23 protein-coding genes are annotated in these 21,440 nt (G+C 49.5%); 19 read left to right on the forward strand and 4 right to left on the reverse strand.

Going from position 1 to position 21,440, the window contains the following annotated elements; genetic code table 11:
- Positions 1–399 precede the first annotated feature (399 nt).
- The 4 genes from ACTU3N_RS05075 to flgA form a co-directional block, all read right to left on the reverse strand.
- Complete coding sequence (locus tag ACTU3N_RS05075; protein WP_443085048.1) at positions 400–633, reverse strand: hypothetical protein; 234 nt, start codon at positions 631–633, stop codon at positions 400–402.
- An 811-nt stretch (positions 634–1,444) separates the two neighbouring features.
- Positions 1,445–1,891 carry a flagella synthesis protein FlgN gene (locus tag ACTU3N_RS05080; RefSeq protein ID WP_443085049.1) on the reverse strand — a complete coding sequence of 149 codons (447 nt, stop codon included), beginning with the start codon at positions 1,889–1,891 and terminating at the stop codon, positions 1,445–1,447.
- Between the two features lie 15 nt (positions 1,892–1,906).
- The gene (gene flgM, locus ACTU3N_RS05085; RefSeq protein WP_443085050.1) at positions 1,907–2,203 is read right to left on the reverse strand and encodes a flagellar biosynthesis anti-sigma factor FlgM; all 297 of its coding nucleotides are present in this window, start codon (positions 2,201–2,203) and stop codon (positions 1,907–1,909) included.
- 73 nt (positions 2,204–2,276) lie between these two features.
- On the reverse strand, positions 2,277–2,972 hold the full coding sequence (gene flgA, locus ACTU3N_RS05090; protein ID WP_443085051.1) for a flagellar basal body P-ring formation chaperone FlgA: 696 nt from the start codon (positions 2,970–2,972) through the stop codon (positions 2,277–2,279).
- Between the two features lie 280 nt (positions 2,973–3,252).
- Between flgA and flgB the strand changes: the two genes are divergently transcribed.
- The 19 genes from flgB (at position 3,253) to cheW (ending at position 21,425) form a co-directional block, all read left to right on the forward strand.
- The gene (gene flgB, locus ACTU3N_RS05095; protein WP_443085052.1) at positions 3,253–3,666 is read left to right on the forward strand and encodes a flagellar basal body rod protein FlgB; all 414 of its coding nucleotides are present in this window, start codon (positions 3,253–3,255) and stop codon (positions 3,664–3,666) included.
- 8 nt (positions 3,667–3,674) lie between these two features.
- Entirely contained in the window at positions 3,675–4,079 is a 405-nt protein-coding gene (gene flgC / locus ACTU3N_RS05100; protein ID WP_443085053.1) for a flagellar basal body rod protein FlgC, read from the forward strand.
- Between the two features lie 11 nt (positions 4,080–4,090).
- On the forward strand, positions 4,091–4,828 hold the full coding sequence (locus ACTU3N_RS05105; protein WP_443085054.1) for a flagellar hook assembly protein FlgD: 738 nt from the start codon (positions 4,091–4,093) through the stop codon (positions 4,826–4,828).
- Between the two features lie 48 nt (positions 4,829–4,876).
- The gene (flgE, locus tag ACTU3N_RS05110) at positions 4,877–6,079 is read left to right on the forward strand and encodes a flagellar hook protein FlgE (RefSeq protein ID WP_443085055.1); all 1,203 of its coding nucleotides are present in this window, start codon (positions 4,877–4,879) and stop codon (positions 6,077–6,079) included.
- Positions 6,080–6,092: 13 nt separating this feature from the next.
- On the forward strand, positions 6,093–6,839 hold the full coding sequence (locus ACTU3N_RS05115; protein WP_443085056.1) for a flagellar basal body rod protein FlgF: 747 nt from the start codon (positions 6,093–6,095) through the stop codon (positions 6,837–6,839).
- 20 nt (positions 6,840–6,859) lie between these two features.
- On the forward strand, positions 6,860–7,642 hold the full coding sequence (gene flgG, locus ACTU3N_RS05120) for a flagellar basal-body rod protein FlgG (protein WP_443085057.1): 783 nt from the start codon (positions 6,860–6,862) through the stop codon (positions 7,640–7,642).
- 50 nt (positions 7,643–7,692) lie between these two features.
- Positions 7,693–8,406, forward strand: a complete 714-nt coding sequence (locus ACTU3N_RS05125; protein ID WP_443085058.1) for a flagellar basal body L-ring protein FlgH — start codon at positions 7,693–7,695, stop codon at positions 8,404–8,406.
- A gap of 9 nt (positions 8,407–8,415) precedes the next feature.
- On the forward strand, positions 8,416–9,516 hold the full coding sequence (locus ACTU3N_RS05130; RefSeq protein ID WP_443085059.1) for a flagellar basal body P-ring protein FlgI: 1,101 nt from the start codon (positions 8,416–8,418) through the stop codon (positions 9,514–9,516).
- Positions 9,516–10,541, forward strand: coding sequence for a flagellar assembly peptidoglycan hydrolase FlgJ (gene flgJ / locus ACTU3N_RS05135; RefSeq protein ID WP_443085060.1), 1,026 nt, complete (start codon positions 9,516–9,518; stop codon positions 10,539–10,541). Before ACTU3N_RS05130 ends, flgJ begins: the two co-directional genes overlap by 1 nt.
- Positions 10,542–10,644: 103 nt before the next feature.
- The gene (gene flgK, locus ACTU3N_RS05140; RefSeq protein WP_443085061.1) at positions 10,645–12,285 is read left to right on the forward strand and encodes a flagellar hook-associated protein FlgK; all 1,641 of its coding nucleotides are present in this window, start codon (positions 10,645–10,647) and stop codon (positions 12,283–12,285) included.
- A gap of 45 nt (positions 12,286–12,330) precedes the next feature.
- A complete protein-coding gene (gene flgL / locus ACTU3N_RS05145; RefSeq protein ID WP_443085062.1) occupies positions 12,331–13,257 on the forward strand; it encodes a flagellar hook-associated protein FlgL in 927 nt (308 codons plus the stop codon).
- Between the two features lie 120 nt (positions 13,258–13,377).
- Positions 13,378–15,030: a methyl-accepting chemotaxis protein gene (locus ACTU3N_RS05150; RefSeq protein ID WP_443085063.1), complete on the forward strand. Its 1,653-nt coding sequence runs from the start codon at positions 13,378–13,380 to the stop codon at positions 15,028–15,030.
- Positions 15,031–15,155: 125 nt separating this feature from the next.
- Positions 15,156–15,884: an RNA polymerase sigma factor FliA gene (locus ACTU3N_RS05155; protein ID WP_443085064.1), complete on the forward strand. Its 729-nt coding sequence runs from the start codon at positions 15,156–15,158 to the stop codon at positions 15,882–15,884.
- Positions 15,885–16,096: 212 nt separating this feature from the next.
- Positions 16,097–16,444 (forward strand): flagellar transcriptional regulator FlhD, encoded by a 348-nt coding sequence (flhD, locus tag ACTU3N_RS05160; RefSeq protein ID WP_443085065.1) that lies wholly within the window; start codon positions 16,097–16,099, stop codon positions 16,442–16,444.
- A 13-nt stretch (positions 16,445–16,457) separates the two neighbouring features.
- On the forward strand, positions 16,458–17,015 hold the full coding sequence (flhC, locus tag ACTU3N_RS05165; protein WP_443085066.1) for a flagellar transcriptional regulator FlhC: 558 nt from the start codon (positions 16,458–16,460) through the stop codon (positions 17,013–17,015).
- 119 nt (positions 17,016–17,134) lie between these two features.
- Positions 17,135–18,028, forward strand: a complete 894-nt coding sequence (gene motA, locus ACTU3N_RS05170; RefSeq protein ID WP_443085067.1) for a flagellar motor stator protein MotA — start codon at positions 17,135–17,137, stop codon at positions 18,026–18,028.
- Positions 18,025–18,969, forward strand: coding sequence for a flagellar motor protein MotB (gene motB, locus ACTU3N_RS05175; RefSeq protein WP_443085068.1), 945 nt, complete (start codon positions 18,025–18,027; stop codon positions 18,967–18,969). The genes motA and motB overlap by 4 nt, the downstream gene beginning before the upstream one ends.
- On the forward strand, positions 18,969–20,897 hold the full coding sequence (cheA, locus tag ACTU3N_RS05180) for a chemotaxis protein CheA (protein ID WP_443085069.1): 1,929 nt from the start codon (positions 18,969–18,971) through the stop codon (positions 20,895–20,897). Before motB ends, cheA begins: the two co-directional genes overlap by 1 nt.
- 24 nt (positions 20,898–20,921) lie before the next feature.
- Entirely contained in the window at positions 20,922–21,425 is a 504-nt protein-coding gene (gene cheW / locus ACTU3N_RS05185) for a chemotaxis protein CheW (RefSeq protein ID WP_443085070.1), read from the forward strand.
- Positions 21,426–21,440: the final 15 nt, after the last annotated feature.

Consider the following 21,440-nt stretch of genomic DNA (forward strand, 5'->3'; position numbering starts at 1 on the left):
TTGATATGGTGTTAGTTTTTCTTGATAAATAATAAGCTCACTCTCTGTATTATGAATTTATGCTTTTTTTTTAACATGTTTTTATAATTACATAATGCAGCGATGCCATTATTTTATATGTCTTTATTTATTGATTTTTTATTGTTAACTTTTTGAAAAAAAGCAAAAAAAATGCCACCCGTAGGTGGCAATCGAAAAGTGGTTTTAGATCACATATGACAACCAGGATTACTGTTTAATCTGGTCAGTAATGAGGTATGTCACCGGCCATCCCGAAAGGGGCTAACAAAAAATAATCTGCCTTTCATTGGGAGGGATATATTGCCAATGCACCATTCAGAACTACCGGTAAATCGTCTTGATGTATGGCCTGAACGTATTCTCTCCATTTTTTACTGTTTAGTAAATACCCTTTTTTTGGCGGATATTTCGTTTTTTTCTAAAAAGTGGCAAATGTCCACTGCGAATCATTAACATTTTTTTATTTAGTTCTGATAAATCACGTTTTGCAGAGTTTTTAACCGGATAAAAAGGATCTAAACTTGCCGTTTTACTGTTTAATGCGACGCTCTTTTCGCCCATTAAAGATTTCACTGAAACATTTTGACATATATTTCTTGAGAAAAACTTCATTTCCTTTATTTCATGTTTGGATTATGTGTTTTCGTTGTCAGTACCTCAGAAGATAACGTCGGCTGGCGCTGGCCCAGGCATGGCTCTGCCCTTGGTTAAGGCTATGTGGTCTGGCTTTGAGGATGGCTATGAATACACCAGGGAGCAAACTGCGGGGCCGTGGTGACAGAAAAGGCATCGCGGCGCGCATAAATTATTGGGAATCTTAATGCAGTGAATATGTAGGGTGAAACCGGGTCCAGAGAAGAGCTATCAACTGAAAACCGGGTAACAATGGCGCCGTGTAATGATGAACTGAGACGCTTTTTTGATAAGAACATCGCAAAAGTGAATCTCGGCAGCAGGGGAAAGTAGTCCTGCCAGCAGGTGCAGCTTACTAATAAACTAAAAGCGTTTTTTGATAAAGCCCGCAAGAGTGAAGCCCGGCAGCGGCGCGGGGAAACGCCCCTGGTTGCAGGAAGCGCATACATCCTTCTGCCCGCAGGCGCAAATGTCCTTCGCTAAGCGATACAAGGTGAATTAAACAACGGGCAGCGTACATAACCGGCTAATGCAAACAACGCACCTGTAAGCTCCTTCATCAAAGAGCAAAATATCAGCGGTTACGTGGAATAGCGTCTTTTCGCAAAGCTCAGCAATTATGCAAGCATCGCAGTGTTAAGCACTAAAAGAGCGCCACAGAGAAAGGCAAAGTGAATGCGGTGCAAAGACCGATAAATCATGCTCAGGAACTGGAGAAGGTGATACCCCATCCAGTTCCTGATGCAGGTGTGGAAAAGTAGTGCAGAGCAAACAATTTTGTACAGGCAGCCTACACGGAAATGCGATAAGCATTAACTGAACCATCACTGTTATGGTTCCCGCTTTGTCCATACAGTGAACCCGCTACAGCCGTTTGCTTAACAATCTTTTTGAAGTCGTTAACCTTCTTCATGTGCATTTCAAGCAATTGATAACTTTTCTGGTTCAGCTCGTTAGATTTTTTTACCACGCGGGTAATACTCTCCCACTGTGCTGCCAGCTCCGGCTGCTGTGTATAAGGAGAGGCAAGGTTTGACTGCTTCTCCTCCCGCTTACGCTGCTCATCATAGAAATTAATTGATGACAGCAGGCGGCTTTTATTATCCGAAATGATTTGCAGCGAGATCGGATTGATCTGCGCATGGCTCAATTGGCGGATTTCCTCGGTAAGCGTGGTTTCCAGCTCGTCCAGCAGGGTATAAAGCTTGTTCAGTACAACCTGTAAATTTTCCATCATGTATTCATATAGGGATTATGAGAATCGAAAAATGTCGCGCACCAGAGCGCTGGCGATCTTGTCGCTATCAAGATGAAGTTCACCTGCATCCATTTTCGCTTTAATCTCGGCGAGGCGCTCTGTGTCAACATCGTGGCTGCTGTCAGCATTTAACTGTTGTGTCAGCTGACTGAGTTTGACCTGAGTTCCGGCGTCCTGAGCGTTTGTTTTCCCTGAACTATCCACGTCATAGCTATGCGCACGCGTATGCGTTTTTTGCTGCAAAGTACTTGCCTGGATAGGGCGTGCCTGATTTGTACGTTCAATGTTCATACTGATCCTAACCGTGTATGAGATGTTGTTGCTCTATACATAAACTATCGGCACGGGGAAAATAAAACTGAAATCAGTTCGCCATGTTAATTGTTACTTTCCCCTCTCCTGTGACGGTTGCAATCCGGGTTTGCCCGGTCCGGGTCTGTATTCTGAGTGTGTCATTTATTGCGGCATTCTCCAGCGCTTTCCCCTTCGCATGGATCATAAAACCCTCTCCTGGTGCTGTAATATCAACATCCCGGTTCGCCAGCACTGCCCAGTGGCGGCGCAACTGACGCTCCGTTAGCGGCTGTCCTGGCTGGATAATCCGTGTCGGCGTCGTGCCCGTAATTTTTTGCGCATCCAGAATCAGCCCGGTCGGAAGGTTGTCCAGCTCACCGGTTACGGGCTGGATATCTGTACTATTGATTGTTTCGCCCGGCGCCAGGGTTTTGGTCGCAACCCAGTAGGTCCCGGTCGCGCTTACCCGCACCTGGATGAACTGCTGCTTATTATCACAGCGCGCGATGATGCTGCGATTACCGGTCAGGCGGGTAGGGCGTCCAGAGAGACGCAGATCGGGCGCAGAACATAAATCTGCAAGCTTTTTTTCAGGTGTCAGTATTTCGATGTGAAACGCTGGCTGGTTATCTTCTTTGTTATTTACCGCCAACAGGTTAGCAATACTGGAGCGCAAATCATTAAACTCTGCCGCATGCACAGGTAAGAAAAATGAACAACATAACGTTAATAAAATGCAGCGTGTTCGCAAGAGAAGCTTCAGCATTCAGCGGGTAACCTTCTGTATATATAAAGAGATAAACGAGAGCGAATTTCTTTAATTGTAATACACAGACGCAATTTATCGTTGTGGTATATGCGCGCACTTCTGCCGCTATTTCACTAAATCACTGTTTCTATATATGAAGGCAATAATTATTCCGCAGAGCAGTTTGCGGATGAATTATACAATAGCGCTTACTTCTGACAGATTTTCAAGGTATAGATTTAGTTGGTTGTCTCTTAGACTATGCCTCGTAAACATTAGCTACCAAGCGAGTCGTATCATGTTGGATAAACTTGATAATGAATTTCGTTTTCAGCAACAGGCATTAAGTCTGTTGTCGAGACGGCAGGATATTTTAGCATCGAATATTGCTAATGCCGATACGCCGGGTTATCAGGCGCGAGATATTGATTTTTCACAACAATTGAAAAATGCAATGTCAGAAGATACCCAGAGTACTAATTCATTAACATTGTCTTTAACATCCGGAAAACATATTCCGGGTGTAGCGCCTAAAATGCACGATCAGCAATTACTTTATCGAATTCCCGATCAACCCAGCGCTGACGGAAACACAGTAGATATGGATCGTGAACGCGTTAATTTTGCTGATAATAACGTTAAATATCAGTCAAGTTTAACTCTCCTCGGCTCTCAGATTAAAAATATGATGAGCGTGATTAATCAGGGTTAATAAATTTCATGTCGTTGTTTAGTGTATTTGATATTTCAGGTTCGGCGATGACGGCGCAGTCCAAAAGACTCAACGTCAGTGCCAGTAATATGGCAAATGCCGACAGTGTTGCCGGTCCTGACGGGAAACCTTATCGCGCTCGCCAGGTTGTATTTAATGTTGATAACGCCCCCGGCCAGGAAATTGGCGGGGTAAAAGTAAGCGATGTAACGGAATCAAACGATCCGGATCGTCTGGTATATGAACCGTCGAATCCTCTGGCTGATGAAAAAGGCTATGTCCATATGCCAAACGTTGATGTCGTGGGCGAAATGGTTAACACCATTTCTGCTTCCCGCAGTTACCAGGCGAACGTTGAAGTGATGAATTCAGCGAAAACCTTAATGCTGAAAACGCTGACGTTAGGCCAGTAAGGAATAAATAAATGGCTATTTCACCTTTGATGACAAACGCGAGCACGACGACGCGTAGTACCTCTGGTTCGGCAAATACGTCCGCCACAACCAGTACGGCCAGCACGACCAGTTCTTCAAATATAGGCACCGGTTCGTCGGCGGAAGATATCACGAATAACTTTATGACGCTGCTGGTGGCGCAGATGCAAAACCAGGATCCGACAAGCCCAATGGATAACAGTCAGCTGACTTCACAGCTGGCGCAATTTAATACCGCGGCGGGTGTTGAGAAATTAAACAGCACCATGAACAGCGTCGGAACGCTGGTCTCCAGTATGCAGCAGATGAACTCTGCCCAATGGGTTGGCCGCGACATTATGGTCGAAGGCGATCCGGTGGTGTCAACGGCAACCGATAGCGATCAAAAAGTCGGCTTCTCGCTTAACAGTGCAGCAGATGAAGTCACCGTTACGCTGACCGACGCGGAAGGCAATGCCTACAGCGCGAAGCTGAACAATGTAGAAGCGGGAGTGCATCAGTACTCGCTGGACGACTTGTCAGACTTCCAGCCAGCCGACCCGCTCGCGCAGGCCGACAAGACATTCAAAGTGTCGTTCTCCACCACCAATGCCGATGGCAGCACGCCGGGCATCACGGCGCTGAAGCCGGCAAAAGTGGAGAGCGTCTCCTTTACCAACACTGGCGCAGTATTGCAGCTGGGTGTGAACGGTACCGCTTCACTTGGCGAAGTATACCTTATCGAGTGATGTGTTTTATTTCAGTTTGGTGCGTATAACGCACAGGAAGAGTAATCAATGGGTTTTTCTCAAGGTCTTAGTGGATTAAACGCCTCTTCGCAGGCACTGGATGTTGTGGGTAACAACATCGCGAACTCACAAACGGTCGGTTTTAAATCTGGCTCCGTTGCTTTTGCCGACGTGTTCGCCGGTTCGCAGGTCGGGATGGGTGTGCAGGTTGCAGGCGTCAACCAGAACTTCAGCGATGGTGTTCTGGGCGCAGGGAGCAGCGCGCTGGATATGGGTATCCAGGGAAATGGTTTCTTCCGCATGGTAACAGAAGCCGGACGCGTCTTTTACAGTCGTAACGGCCAGTTTGAAACCGATCAGAATGGTTACATCGTCAACAACCAGGGCATGCGCCTGACCGGTTATATGGCAACGGGTACTCCTCCGTCTATTCAACAGGGCTCACCGGTTGGTGCAATTCAGATCCCGACCGGGCAGATGCCAGCGCGCGCCTCCGATGCCGGTTCTGTCTCTGGCAACCTGGACTCCGGTTCTGAAGTTGTCCAGAAAACGCCTTTCGATCCCAAAGATGGCGATACCTATAGCTATTCCACGCAGGTCAATGCCTACGATAGCCTCGGTAATGAGCATGCTATTAACGTTTATTACGTAAAAACCGCCGACAACAAATGGTCCGCATACTCCATCGACTCCACTGCGCCATCTGCAACGCCAGGCCAGGTCAATCTTGAGTTTGATACCTCCGGCAAACTGGTGACGAACCCGGCTGACCTGAACGTGCAGGGCGTATCTTACCAGGGCGGTGCCGCGCTCAACTTCGACCTGGATCTCTCCGGGCTTTCACAGCAGGCGTCCGAAAACACCATGGACAGCCCGAGCACCACTGGTTATCCGCCGGGATTGATGAACGGCTACAGCGTGGGTGACAACGGCCAAATAGTTGCCTCTTACAGCAACGGCCAGCAGCAGTTATTAGGCCAGGTTGTTCTGTCGAGCTTTACCAATCCTGGCGGTTTGCAGTCGGCGGGGAACAACTGCTGGTCTGAAACGCCGGAATCCGGTCAGCCAGCGGTGGGTATTGCCGACACCGGCAACCTGGGCAGTTTGCAGGGCAGCATGCTGGAAGCGTCTAACGTGGATCTGAGTAAAGAGATGGTCAACATGATTGTTTTCCAGCGTAACTACCAGTCCAACTCACAGACTATCAAAACCCAGTCAGAGCTTCTGCAAACACTGGTTAACCTCGGTTAATAGGTAACGCCTCATGGATCACGCTATTTACACCGCAATGGGGGCGGCGAATGCAGCCCTTAACCGCCAGGCGGTGACGGCCAACAACCTGGCTAACGCCTCCACCAATGGGTTTCGCGCCCAGATAGCGGCTTACCGTGCTATTCCGGTGCAGGGACCAACGATAGAGACCCGCACGATGGTCACGGAATCCACGCCCTGGAGTGATGGCACCATGGGGGCGATTAATCCGACGGGGCGCAGTATGGATGTTGCGTTACCGCAGAATGGCTGGCTGGCGGTTGAGCTACCTGATGGCAGCGAAGGGTATACCAAAAACGGCAACATTGAAGTCGATGCCGAAGGTCAGCTTCGGGTGCGTGGTATGCCGCTGCTGGGCGATGGCGGGGCGCTGACCGTTCCTCCGCAGTCGCAACTGACGATTGCGCCGGACGGCACCATCTCAGCGTTGGGCGCCGGAGATGAACCTTCAGCGCTGGCACAGATTGGGCGATTGAAACTGGTTAACGCCGAGCCAGGTTCGCTGGTGAATGGCGACGACGGTGTGTTTCACGTTGCCGGACAGGGTGGTAACGCGCCGCTGCCCGCCGATCCTGAGTTAAAAGTGATGCCCGGCATGCTGGAGAGCAGCAATGTAAGCCCGGTGAAATCAATGGTGGACATGATAGCAACCGCGCGTGGTTTCGATATGAGCATGAAAGTCATAACTACCGTTGATGACAATGAACGCAACGCCAATCAGTTATTGAGCGCCAGTTAAAAACCGTTAAGGAGAAAAAAATGATCCGCTCTTTATGGATTGCAAAGACCGGCCTTGAAGCCCAGCAAACCAATATGGATGTGATATCCAACAACCTGGCAAACGTCAGTACCAATGGCTTTAAGCGCCAGCGCGCTGTGTTTGAAGACTTGATTTATCAGACGCTTCGCCAGCCAGGCGCGCAGTCTTCCGAACAGACCACCATCCCGTCGGGTTTACAGCTGGGGACAGGGGTTCGTCCGGTGGCAACCGAGCGCATTCACAGCCAGGGCAGCCTGACACAAACGAATAACAGCAAAGATGTTGCTATCGAAGGTGGCGGTTTCTTTCAGGTTCAGCTGCCGGACGGCACTACCGCTTATACGCGCGATGGCTCGTTCCAGTTTGATCAGAATGGCCAGCTGGTGACCTCCAGCGGTTATCAGGTGCAGCCTGCCATCACTATCCCGCAGGATGCCCAGAGTATCACCATCGGTAACGATGGGATCGTGAGCGTCACCGTGCCGGGGCAAACCGCGCCACAGCAGGTAGGACAGCTGACGCTGAGCTCATTTATTAACGATTCTGGCCTTGAAAGCATTGGTGAGAATCTTTATCGAGAAACGCAATCGTCGGGTGCGCCGAACGAATCCACGCCGGGTTTAAACGGCGCGGGCACCCTGAAGCAGGGCTATGTAGAAACGTCGAACGTTAACGTGGCGGAAGAGCTGGTCAATATGATCCAGACCCAGCGCGCCTACGAAATTAACAGTAAAGCGGTTTCAACATCTGACCAAATGCTTCAGCGATTGACACAACTTTGATCCCAGGCCGCGAGGCGATACTCGCGGCTGCAATATCTGTAGTGAATGAAATGACCAATCATCCTTGCTCTGTACGTATGCTTCGCCGCATCCCGGCGTCCCTTTTACTGACTTTCGCTATCTCTGGCTGTGCTTATATCCCACAGCAACCGTTGGTTGCGGGTGAAACGACGGCGATGCCTGCGCCCGCCGCGCCGGCCACGGTTAATGGCGCCATTTTCCAGACAGGGCAGGCGATGAATTATGGTTATCAGCCAATGTTTGAAGACCGGCGTCCAAGAAACGTCGGCGATACGTTGACGATCCTGCTGCAAGAAAACGTCAGCGCCAGTAAAAGCTCGTCTTCATCGGCTTCGCGCGATGGTTCAACGGATATTGGCGTTGATGCCGCGCCGTCGATATTCGCAAGCCTTGTTGGCGGCGGCAAAGCGGATGCGTCCATCAGCGGTAAAAATGATTTTGCGGGTAAAGGTGGCGCAGCGGCAAAAAATGCCTTCAGCGGTACGCTGACCGTGACGGTTAAACAGGTACTGCAAAACGGCAACCTCGCCGTTGTGGGGGAAAAGCAAATTGCAATTAATCAGGGAACAGAGTTTATCCGTTTTTCCGGTGTCGTGAATCCACGCACAATTAGTAGCAATAACACTGTTGTTTCAACCCAGGTTGCGGATGCGCGTATTGAGTATGTCGGTAACGGCTATATCAACGAAGCGCAGCAGATGGGCTGGATGCAGCGTATGTTCCTTAACCTTTCTCCTTTTTGATTGATTGAAATGAAAACTGCATTTTTAACCTTTTTTCTGGCGTTATTTGCAATCGCCACAGGCGCGCATGCCGAACGTATTCGCGATCTCACCTCAATACAGGGGGTGCGTGCTAACTCCCTGATGGGGTACGGGCTGGTGGTGGGCCTGGATGGTACGGGTGACCAGACCATGCAGACGCCTTTTACCACTCAGAGCCTGAACAATATGCTTTCCCAGCTCGGTATTACCGTACCGGCAGGGGTGAATATGCAGCTGAAAAACGTTGCGGCGGTTATGGTCACGGCCGATCTGCCGCCGTTTGCGCGCTCGGGTGAAAAATTTGATGTTGTTGTCTCCTCAATGGGGAACGCGAAAAGCCTGCGCGGCGGTACGCTGTTAATGACGCCGCTAAAAGGCGCTGACGGCCAGATTTACGCGCTGGCGCAGGGGAACTTGCTGGTTTCTGGCGCGGGCGCACAAGGGGGCGGCAGCCGGGTTCAGGTGAACCAGCTTAACGGCGCGCGCATCAGCGATGGCGGTACCGTGGAGCGCGAAGTGCCGTCTGATTTTGCCGGGCAAAATACCCTTAAGCTGCAACTGCATAAAGACGACTTCACCGTTGCGCAGCAGGTCAGCGATGCAATCAACCGCCGCTTTAGCGGGGCTGCCGTTGCGCAGGACGCGCGTACCATTATCTTACGTGCGCCTTTAGACAGCGCAGCGCGCGTTCGCTTCCTGGCAGAAGTTCAGGATCTGCCGCTGCGTGTTGATGCTGGCGATGCGCGCATCATTGTTAACTCGCGCACCGGTTCGGTGGTCATGAACCGCCACGTCTCGCTGGATTCTTGTGCAGTTGCGCAGGGCGATCTGACGGTTGAAGTTGCGCAAACCAATCAGGTCAGTCAGCCCAACACGCCGCTGGCCGGCGGGCAAACCACGGTAACGCCGAACACGCAGGTTTCCGTGCGTGAGCAGGGCGGTTCGCTGCAACGCGTTAATACCAGTACTGACCTGAACAGTGTGGTCAGAGCGCTGAATGGCCTGGGTGCTTCACCGAATGATTTGATGGCTATCCTTCAATCCATGAAAACGGCGGGCTGCCTGCATGCACGACTGGAGATTAACTAATGAACAGCGCGGCGTTGTATCGGGGAGGCAGGTCTGCGGCGTTTGATACGCGCAGTCTCGATAAGCTGAAACTGGACGTCAAAAGTGGGGATTCTGAGGAGTCGATAAAAGCTGCCGCCAAACAGATGGAAGGTCTGTTCGTGCAGATGATGCTGAAAAGCATGCGCGAGGCGTCGTTTAAAGGCGGCATTTTCGACAATCAACAGTCGGAAATGTTTACCTCAATGTCTGACCAGCAGCTGGCACAAAATATTGCTGATAACGGCAAAATGGGTTTTGCCGATCTGATGGTCTCGCAGATGCTCGGTAAGAAAACGAGCGCCACGGATAATGTCACAGCGACTCAGGAAATCCCCCTGGAAATTAGCCCGGCGAGCCACAAAAAGCCCGTGCAGTTTGCCGGTGTGCCGATGCGCTTGCCGGAGGAGATGGTCAGGCAAACCGAGGACGAAACGGCGCGTAAGGTTGAAGAAACCCGGGCAAAAGCGTCGCCGGTTCATGAGTTAACGGAAGCGGCAGCGGGTAGAGGCGGTGGTTTTATTTCGCGCATTCTCGCCCCGGCAATTGAAGTCTCCCGCGATAGCGGTATTCCGCACCAGCTGATTGTGGCGCAGGCTGCGCTGGAATCCGGCTGGGGGAAACGTGAGATCCAGACCAGCGACGGTAAGCCAAGCCATAATTTATTTGGCGTGAAAGCCACGGCGAACTGGGATGGCGAAACAACGGAAATTACCACGACGGAATATAAAAACGGCGTCAAACAAAAAGTTAAAGCGGTATTTAAAGTTTATTCTTCTTATTCCGAAGCGCTGTCAGATTATACTTCGTTAATAAGTAATAGCCCACGTTATAAAAATGTAAGAAATACCGGGTCAGCGGAACAGTCAGCGAAAGCGCTACAGTCCGCTGGATATGCGACCGACCCGGCATATGCGAAGAAATTAATTAGCATTATTCATCAGGTGAAAAGTAATGTCAGTCAGGCGGCAAATGCTTATTCTTCCGATAGTTCTTCGCTATTTTAACGGCTGGCCTTTAGTGAATTTTTAGCGGGCCGATATAATATATAGAACAATGTTTTAATCGAGAGTTTTAATATATTTTCTCTTTATTAATGGTCGACAATTCATGAATTTAATCAATTTGGCCCAGAATGGGCTAAGTGCCGCACAGAACGCATTGAACGTGGTGGGTAATAACCTTTCAAATGCGACAACGGTCGGCTATAACCGTCAGAATATTGTTCTGGGGGAAGCGGGTGGTAAAACCACAAATAATGGCTACTTCGGCTACGGCGTAAAAGTCGGAGACGTACAGCGCGCCTATGATGGTTTTATTAGCAACCAGGTACGCGGCGCATCGACAGAATTTTATGCCCTGAATAGCCGTTACGAGCAGGTCAGTCAAATCGATAACATGCTCGCCGATTCGACAAACAATATTTCCACCACCATGGACAGTTTGTTTGAGGCGATGGAGTCCGTCAGTAAAGACCCCGTCGATCCGGCCGCACGCCAGGGCGTGCTCTCTGAGCTTGGCGCTATCGCAAATCAGTACCGTACCAACAGTAAAACATTAAATGGTCTGGAGAAAAGCACCAACACGCAAATTAGCCAGACGGTTGATGATATCAACTCCTATACCAAACAGCTGGCAACGTTGAATAAGCAAATCGAAAAGATTCACGGCCAGACCGGCGGTATGCCAGCCGATTTGCTCGATCAGCGCGATCAGTTATTGGGCCAGCTTGGTCAGAAAATGGGCATCAAAGTTACCGAAAATAAAGAAACCGGTGCTGTTGATGTTTCTATGACCAATGGTATGGCGCTGGTGAGCGGCAGTAAGTCTTATCAGCTTCAGGCAAGCGCTTCGAAAGAAAACCCGGCGCAGACGGTGGTTTCGTATGTTGATGCCTCAGGTAATGCCTTACCGCTGGATGAAAACGCGACCAGCGGGGAACTTGGCGGGTTGTTTAAATTCCGCAATGAAGATCTGGAAAATGCGCGCGATCAGCTCAATCAGATGGCGCTGCAGATGGCGAATAAATTCAATGAAGTGAACGGCAACGGCTACGATCTGGACGGTAACCAGGGGGGCGATATTTTTGATATCGGCACGCCTCAGGCCGTAGGCAATACCGGCAACAGCGGAAATGGTTCGCTGAGCGTCTCCTTTAGCGATATCCCATCGGTAAAAGCACAGGATTATGAGCTGGTTTATAACGGACCGGGCCAAAGTGACTGGTCGGTAACCACCCGCGACGGGAGTGCCGTTCCGACCACGATTGGCAGCAATGGTGAATTGCAGTTTGACGGAATAGCCATCATGCCGGGCGGTACGCCGCAGCCAGGCGATAGCTTCACGCTCAATCCCGTTGATGGTGCCGCAGACAATATAAGTGTGGCTATTACTGATGGCGATCAGATTGCGGCGGCGAAGTCGCCCGATCCCAGCGATCAGAGCGATAACACCAACCTGCTGGATATGATTGCCATCAAAGATGAAGAAATCGTCGGTAATAAGACCTTATCCGGCGCTTATGCCACGCTGGTCAGTAGCGTTGGTTCTTCGGTGAGTTCGCTGAAAGGCGATCTGGAAACCTCGGCAAAAGTTTACGACCAGTGGTCGCTCCAGCAGCAATCCGTCACGGGTGTGGATATGACGGAAGAGTACGTCAATTTGCAGATGTTCTCGCAATATTATCAGGCGAATGCGCAGGTGCTTCAGACTGCAACGACGCTGTTCGACACCATTTTAAGTATCCGTTAACCGCGCGCCCGCAGTGTGCGGGCGGCAAATCATAATCAGGAATAAATGATGCGTCTTAGCACAAGTTATCTCTATCAGCATCAGTTAGATACCATGTCAAAAGCCATGAACGGCTACAACGACCTGTCGTCGCGTCTCTCTGCCGGGCAAACGCTGTTGACGCCGTCTGATGATCCGACAGGCGCTTCCCAGGCTGTGTCGTTACAAAGTGCGTTATCCCGCATGAGCCAGTTTGAGACTGCGCGTACCTATGCGCAGGATGCCCTTGGCCAGGAGGACGATACGCTGAACTCTGTCGCCAATCTGCTGAGCGAAAATTTAAGCCAAAAAATTGTCGCGGGGGGAAATGGCTCTTATTCAGATGCCGACCGCCAGTCGCTGGCAACAGAGTTACAGGGGATTAGGGACAATCTTCTCGACCTGGCGAATTCGAAAAACAGCGATGGGCGTTATATCTTCGCGGGTTATAAAACAGGCTCTGCACCTTTTCAAAAAGACGGTAGCTATGTTGGTGGCGACACCGCAATGACGCAAAAAGTGTCTGATGAAAATGAGATGCAGGTTGGGCATGTTGGCAGCGATATTTTTATGAGCGGCAGCACTGACGATCTGTTTAAGGCGCTGGATAGCGCGATTAATAAATTGAATCAGCCTGTAACAAATGACGCAGAACGTCAGGATTTGCAGGATACGCTTGATAGCGTAAATATCTCCGTTAAAAAGAATATTGATAATCTTGGCAAGGTCCGCGCGCAAGTGGGGACGAATATGCAGCAGCTTGAAACCCTCGGTTTTAGTGCCGAATCACAAAATGTTCAGGTACAAAGCCGTTTGCAGGAAACATTAGGCTCTGACTGGGATTCGATGATCTCGTTATTATCGCAATCCACCATGTCGGAATTCGCTCTGAACTCTTCAATGACGGTTTTCCAGTCAATGCAACAACTCTCTATCTTCAAGGTTGTAGGCTGACCCAGCGGGCTCTGATGTGACGAGCCCGTTTTGCATAAAGGAACTTGCTGAAGGAGAACGCGCAATGAAACATTTAATCATTAATGTTTCATTAATTTAATTAATACTCAGGTTTTAATTATGTTTAAAGAATTAAAAATATCAACCGGGATGAATATCCTTCTCGGAATATTAATTGCTGGTATTGTGGTGCTGTCAGCGTATGGCATAACCAGTTCAAGGTTAACGAAAGAAAATTTTGAAGATACCATACTAACGAATGATAATTCGAGCAGATTAGATAAAGCTGTACTTGATATGGTTGACGGCATGGCTCAGGTGAATGCCTCTATGCTGGCAACGTTGCTCAATAAACCCGTTGCCGCATCGGATATTAGCCGTGCCAAAACGCTCTTTGCCGATTCAAAAGCGAAGATGGACTTATTTATGTCCACGCCTTTTAAAACGGAAAAAGAGAAAATTATCGCGCAGGTTATCCAGAAACGTTTGAACAGCATACTGGTAACCTCGCAGGAAAAAATTAATTACATCAATAACCCTGCAAGTTACCCCAATGATATACGAGAAGATGCGAAGCAGCGTTCGGCGCTGATAGAGAAGGTCGCCGAGTATCAGGCACAGTCTGATGCGTTATTGGATAGCTTTAATCTGGCATCGCAGCAAAATTCGTGGCACATGATGCTGTTGTCCGTTATTTTTCTGTTGGTCGCTGTCATCTGTGGGTTGGGGGCGCAACTCTGGCTGAAAGCCGCGATGTTTAACCGCCTGAAACAGGCTAACGCGGCGTTTAAAACCATTGCCAGTGGCGATTTGAGTCAGGAGATTGAGCCTGGCGCGCAAAATGAGATCGGCAGCGTGTTAACTGAAGCAGAAAAGATGCGCCTGTCCCTCACCAATACGGTTTACGGTATTCGTAACGGCGCGAAGAAAATTCATACTGATGCGGCGGAAATTGCCAGCGATAACAACGATCTCGCTGCGCGTACAGAGCAGCAGGCTTCAGCGCTCCAGCAGACTGCGGCAAGCATGGAAGAGCTGAAAATTACTGTCCGGCAGAATGCCGACAACGCCCATAGTGCAAAACAACTGGCGGAAAGCGCCAGCGTCAGCGCGCAAAAAGGCGGGGAAGTGATGAGTAACCTCGGCAAGATTATGAGCGAGATTATCGTTAACTCTCGCCAGATTGCAGACATCAACAGCGTCATTGACGGTATTGCCAACCAGACAAATATTCTGGCACTGAATGCTGCGGTTGAAGCTGCCCGTGCGGGTGAACAAGGTCGTGGTTTTGCGGTGGTTGCCGGTGAGGTACGTAACCTGGCGAAGCGCAGCGCGGATGCGGCGAAAGAGATTCGCCAGCTGATTAATACCTGTGTGGCGAATATGAATACCGGTTCCCAGGAAGTCGAACTGGCTGGAACCTCAATGCAGGAAATCGTGGGATCAGTAATTCAGGTCACTAATATCATGGCGGAAATTACTGCCGCATCGGATGAGCAGAGCATCGGTATTAATCAGATTGCGCAAGCGGTAAATGAAATGGACATGGTCGTGCAGCAAAATGCCAGAATGGTAGAAAACGCCGCAAATACAGCAACACACGTTGAAGAACATGCCAGTAATCTGAATCAAATGGTTTCTCAATTTGTTGTCAACGCGCGCCACATTTCTGCAGGCGAAAGAGAAATATATGCGCCTCAGCCGGTTATTGCTTCAGCTAAACGTGACTACGTTGCTGCGCCAAAGCATGAAGAAGAGTGGAGTAGTTTCTAAGTAGAATGCTTCGCGCCCGATAAAGACGCAATATGTTTCGCTTTACGGGCGCTTATCAGACTATTTGATTTAGCGGTAATGAATAATAATTTATTTCTATTGTTATCATCCCGGAAAATGTAATAGTGAATGGTATATATAGTCCTGAAGGGACAATTCAGAAAGATCAGTTATGGGCTAAATATGGTTATCTGGTCCGGTATGAAGCACTGAAAATGCAGTCAAAATTATCCTCCAGTGTTGATATTGACGATCTTATCCAGGCTGGCGCAATCGCTCTTCTTGATTCGATAGATCAATTTGATCCGAAAAAGGGTGTGAAATTAAATGTCTACCTCGCACAGCGTTTACGCTGGGCCTTTATGGATGAGTTACGCGAGCATGACTGGGTACCACGCCGCGTTCGGCGTCAGACTCGCGAAGTATCAGCCGCTATTGCCCGCGTTGAGCAGAGCACTGGCGGTACAGCAACCGAGTCTGATGTGGCGGCGGAAATGGGGATTAGCGTGCAGGAATATCAGCAGATATTAGCCGAAACAAATACCAGTCTGCTCTGCTCACTGGATGAATTACAGGATTTGCTTGCCGATGGCCTTGAATTACCTGAGATGGAGCAAGATCATCTGGACCCGATGAACGATGCATTGCTTGGTGATTTAACAAAACAAATAAGCCGTGAAATTCGTGCGTTGCCGGAAAGAGAGCAAATGTTGCTGAACCTTTATTATCAGCAAGAGCTGAATATGAAAGAGGTTGGCATTTTGTTGGGCATTACCGAAACGCGCGTTAGCCAGTTGCATAGCCAAACGATAAAACGTTTACGCGCGCGGCTGGAAGGGCGTGGCTGGGCATAAACAGAATATTCCGTAAGATTCCCTTTAGTCAGGCATAGAGTTTATTAGGTAAAAAAAGAATTTAGATATTTCTGGGACGGTTTTTGTCATAAATTGATAATAACTTCACAGCCCTGATAAACATCGAAATTAAAGTGGTTACTTATATTTTTAATGTTAATGAGAAGTAATAGGTATTAATTATTATTGCCTTCTACAAGGATCGAATGGTAATGAATGTAACAAACTTTGATGAGCCAATGCAGTACATCCGTGACATGAATCTTTCTTATTTGATGCTGGCACAGCGTTTGATTCAGGAAGACAGAGCTACTGCTGGTTTTCGCCTTGGATTGAATGATTCCACGATTGATATTCTGAAAGCGCTCACCCTTCCTCAGCTGATAAAACTTTCATCAACCGGGCAGCTTATTTGCCGGTTACGAATTGATAACGAAGTGGTCATTGATTGTTTGACTAAAGATTCCCGTATTGAAGCGTTGCAGCGCATTCATACCGGCATCATTCTTTCAACCGACTTGCTTAATTCTCTTTCCGGGGAAGAGTCTTCAATCACCTGAAAGAGGCATTATTATGAGTGAGAAAAGTATCATCTCAGAAATCAGAGATGCGCAGATTGCCATGGAATTGATTTCATTCGGCGCAAGAATGCAGGTGCTGGAGAGTGAAACCTGCCTGAGCCGCAGAAGATTGCTGAAACTCTATAAAGAACTGAAAGGCTGCTCGCCGCCGAAAGGAATGCTGCCGTTTTCCACGGACTGGTATATGGCATGGGAACAGAATATACATTCCTCTATCTTTTATAACATTTATAGTTATTTGCAAAAAACGGTAGATGGTCGTCCCGTAGAGATAATGCTCAAAGGTTATCGTCTGTATCTGGATAATATTTTAATTGATACAGATAAACGCCCAGTGTTGGGTTTAACACGCGCCTGGACGTTGTTACGTTTTATTGAAGGGGGAATGGTAAAACCTACAAAGTGTTGTTCCTGTGGCGGAAGTTTTATTACCATGCCTGAAAATGCAACCAGTAATTTTACCTGTAGTTTATGTTTTCCACCTTCGCGGGCAATGAAAAAATGCCGGGTACGTAAATCGGTACCTGAGGCGATGTCCGCAAAAATATAGCATTCGTTTCACATATTTATTGTGACCGACAATAGCGAGGTTGAGTGCAGCGTGCTTTAGCACGCTCGCTTTTATACGCCGTAGCGGTTGTAATAAAAATCAACTTTTAAGGAGTGACTGTGTTAGTCATTGTCGGCTACATCGTAGTTTTTGCAACCGTATTTGGTGGGTTTGCACTGAGCGGTGGGCATCTTGCATCATTATTTCAGCCAACCGAACTATTAATTATTGGCGGGGCCGGGGTAGGGGCTTTTATTGTTGGAAATAACGGTAAAGCGATTAAGGCGACGTTAAAAAGCTTTCCCTTGTTATTGAAAGGTTCTCATTACACCAAATCCTTATATATGGATCTGATGGCAATGATGTTTTTGTTGTTAACCAAAGGTCGGCAGCAGGGCTTCGTTGCGCTGGAAAATGATATCGAAGATCCGCAAAACAGCCCCATCTTTTCCGCATACCCTCGCCTTCTTGCCGACAGTGAACTGATGAATTTCCTCGTTGACTATTTGCGGCTGATCATTAGCGGCAATATGAATGCTTTCGAAATGGAATCGTTAATGGATGAGGAGATAGAGACCTGCGAGCACGAACATGAAGTCCCGGCGCACAGCCTTAACTCAATCGGCGATGGGCTGCCTGCTTTTGGTATTGTTGCGGCGGTAATGGGGGTCGTGAATGCGCTGGCGGCGGCGGATCGTCCGGCGGCTGAGCTTGGCGAGCTGATTGCTCACGCCATGGTGGGAACATTCTTGGGCATCCTGATGGCTTACGGTATGGTACTGCCGCTGGCTGCTTTGCTGCGCCAAAAAAGCGCCGAGCACCTGAAAATGCTCGAATGCATCAAAACCACGCTGCTCTCCAGTATTAATGGCTATGCACCACAAATTGCCGTGGAATTTGGCCGTAAAACGCTTTACTCGACCGACCGCCCCTCTTTTGCCGAACTTGAAGCGCACGTTCGAGAAGTCCGCTCCGCCTCAACGCCAGGCGCAGCACCGGGTGATGCGCCATGAGTAAAAACACCGGCTCCACCATTGTTGTGAAAAAATCTATAAACAAAAAGCATGGGTCGCACGGCGGTTCGTGGAAGATTGCCTATGCGGATTTTATGACAGCGATGATGGCCTTCTTTCTGGTGATGTGGCTGCTGTCGAACTCCTCCCCCCAGCAGCGCGAGCAGATTGCTGAATACTTCAAAATGCCGCTTAAAACCACGCTGGCGCAGGGCGATAAATCGAGCCTGAGCTCCAGCGTTATCCCGGGCGGCGGGGGCGATGATTTGCTGAAAATGCAGGGGGAAGTATTGAAACAACCGTTGAAGAAGCTGGACGGGTATAACGAAGCCAACCTGAAACACGCCAAAGAAAAACTGGAAAGCCTGATTAAAATCGACCCGCGTTTAACCAATTTTTCCTCTAATTTACGCCTCTCGCTGACGGATGACGGCTTGCTGATTCAGATAACGGATAGTGAAGACCGTCCTATGTTTAGCCTCGGTCGCCCCGCGCCAGAAGAGTATATGGTCAATATTTTACAGGCATTAGTACCTGTGCTGAATGATTTGCCGAACCGCATCATTATAACCGGCCATACGGATGCTTTGCCTTATGCCAACGGTGACCGCGGCTACAGCAACTGGGAGCTCTCCGCCGATCGCGCGAATGCCGCGCGACGCATTCTGGTGAGTGCGGGTCTTGCCAGCAACAAATTCATGCGAGTGATAGGTACCGCGGACACCATGCAGCAGCCTGGCTCGGCAGCGGACGATCCTATCAACCGCCGTATCAGTATCCTGGTGTTAAGCCCTGAGAAAGAGAAGCAGATCCTGCAAGAAGATGTGCTGTTAAGCACGCCTCTTTCCTCAGCAGAAAGCACGAAAAATGGCACCGAACGTCAGAGTCCCGCAGCGAAAGCGAAGACATCTGCGATAAAAGTAGTCAAGGAGATCAGTTAATGGATATCAGTGATTTTTATCAGGCGTTTTTTGATGAGGCGGACGAGCTGTTTGCCGATATGGAAAAATATCTGCTGGAACTCGATCTGACGGCACCGGATAAAGAAGTATTGAACGCTATTTTCCGTGCGGCTCACTCGATAAAAGGCGGAGCAGGAACCTTTGGCTTTACGGTTTTACAACAAACGATGCATATCCTGGAAAACCTGCTGGATGATGTTCGTGCCGGAGAGTTGCTGATTACGGAACCCATCAGAGGCCTGTTTTTGGAGAGCAAAGATATTATGCAGGAGCAACTGGATGCTTATAAATCCTCCGAAGAACCCGATCCGCAGACTTTCGACTATATCTACGCAGCATTGCGCCAGATTGCGCTCGAAAGCAAACAGCCTGCTGTGCCTGTTGCCGCGCCGCTAACAGCCGCACCAGCAGCATCCGGGGAGCATCTGTTGCTTATCGTTTTGAGTAACATTAAAGAACAAGAGCAGCAGTTACTGGAAGAAGAACTGAGCAATCTGGGGCGCGTCAGCGATGTGCAAAAGCGCGACGAAGGCCTGCAATTGACGCTGGCGACGACTGCCACGCCTGACGATATTCTCGCCGTGCTCTGTTTTGTACTGGAACCGGAACAGATTGCCATCACCCCGGTCGGGGCAAAAGTAGAGACGCCCGCACCGGTGGCCAGGCTGAGCAAACCGGAAACAACGCGTGCGCGCAGCGCTTCGCGACCACAATCAGCCGAGACCAGCAGCATTCGTGTGGCGGTTGAGAAAGTCGATCAGATTATTAACCAGGTTGGCGAGCTGATTATTACCCAGGCGATGCTTACGCAACTCTCCGGGTCTCTGGACTCCGCTTTGCATGACACATTGCTGAATACGATTGTTCATCTTGAGCGTAACGCCCGCGATTTGCAGGAGTCGGTGATGTCCATTCGCATGATGCCAATGGAATATGTCTTTAGCCGCTTCCCACGTCTGGTCCACGATCTGGCAGGCAAACTCAATAAAGACGTTGAGCTGACGCTGGTGGGGGGAAGCGCCGAGCTGGATAAGAGCCTGATTGAGCAAATCGTCGATCCCTTGACGCACCTGGTCAGAAACAGCCTCGATCATGGCATCGAGCCGATTGATGCTCGCCGGGAGGCAGGCAAGCCTGATAAAGGCAAGCTGACCCTGTCGGCAGAGCATCATGGTGGCAATATCGTTATTCAGGTGTCTGATGATGGTGCCGGTCTGAACCGGGAGAAGATCCTGGCCCGCGCACGCTCGCAAGGCATGGATATTAGCGACAACATCAGCGACGAAGACGTCTGGATGCTGATTTTTGCCGCCGGTTTTTCGACTGCGGAAAAAGTGACAGACATCTCCGGGCGCGGCGTGGGAATGGATGTTGTACGACGTAACATTCAGGAAATGGGTGGCCATGTCACGATCCATTCTGAACTGGGGCGCGGGACAACCATCCGTATTATTCTGCCGCTGACGCTGGCTATCCTTGACGGAATGTCCGTGCGCGTCGGTTCCGAAATTTATGTCCTGCCGCTCAGTAGCATGGTGGAATCTCTGATGCTCTCCGAAGCAGAGATGCACCGTATGACTGGTGGCGAAATCATGCTGCAAATTCGCGACGAATATCTGCCGCTGATTGAACTCGGCCAACTCTTTAATGTGCACCATGGCGAGTATGACGTAAGCCAGGGGATCGCGGTGATAGTGCAAAGTGCCGAAGGCCGTTATGCGCTACTGGTGGATCAGTTGATGGGTCAGCATCAGGTGGTGGTCAAAAACCTTGAGCAGAATTACCGCAAGATACCGGGTATCGCCGCTGCCACCATTCTGGGCGACGGCAGCGTGGCCCTGATTCTGGATGTGGGGATATTGACCACATTAGCTAAAAAACAGCGATGCGACAGAAGCGTCGCCTGAGAATGAGAAAGAATAGGTAACATCATGAACTCTACCGACGCAGAAAAGCAATTAATCAGAGATAATGCTGGTCATGAATTCCTGGTCTTTCGACTGGGTAACGAAGAGTACGGAATCGAGATCCTGAAGGTCCAGGAGATCCGAGGCTACGAGCGCGTCACGCGTATTGCCAACACCCCGGCATTTATCGCCGGTGTCACTAATTTGCGCGGCGTGATTGTGCCGATCGTTGATTTACGCGTGAAGTTTGATCTGAATGCCGAGTTTAATGACAACACGGTCGTTATTGTCCTGAGCCTGGAGAACCGGGTTGTAGGAATCGTTGTCGACGGCGTATCGGACGTGCTTTCGCTAACGTCCGGGCAGATCAAACCCGCGCCGGATTATACCGTGATGCTCTCTTCAAAATATTTGCTGGGTCTGGGAGCGCTTGATGAGCGGATGCTCATTCTGGTGGATATCGAAAAGCTGCTGAACAGCGAAGAGATGGCGCTGGTCGAAATGGCTGCTGAAGGCATGATCGGTTAATTCTGCCTGAAATAT

Origin of the sequence: Vagococcus sp. WN89Y (genome assembly GCF_052220145.1) — a bacterium.
GTDB lineage: Bacteria > Pseudomonadota > Gammaproteobacteria > Enterobacterales > Enterobacteriaceae > Kosakonia.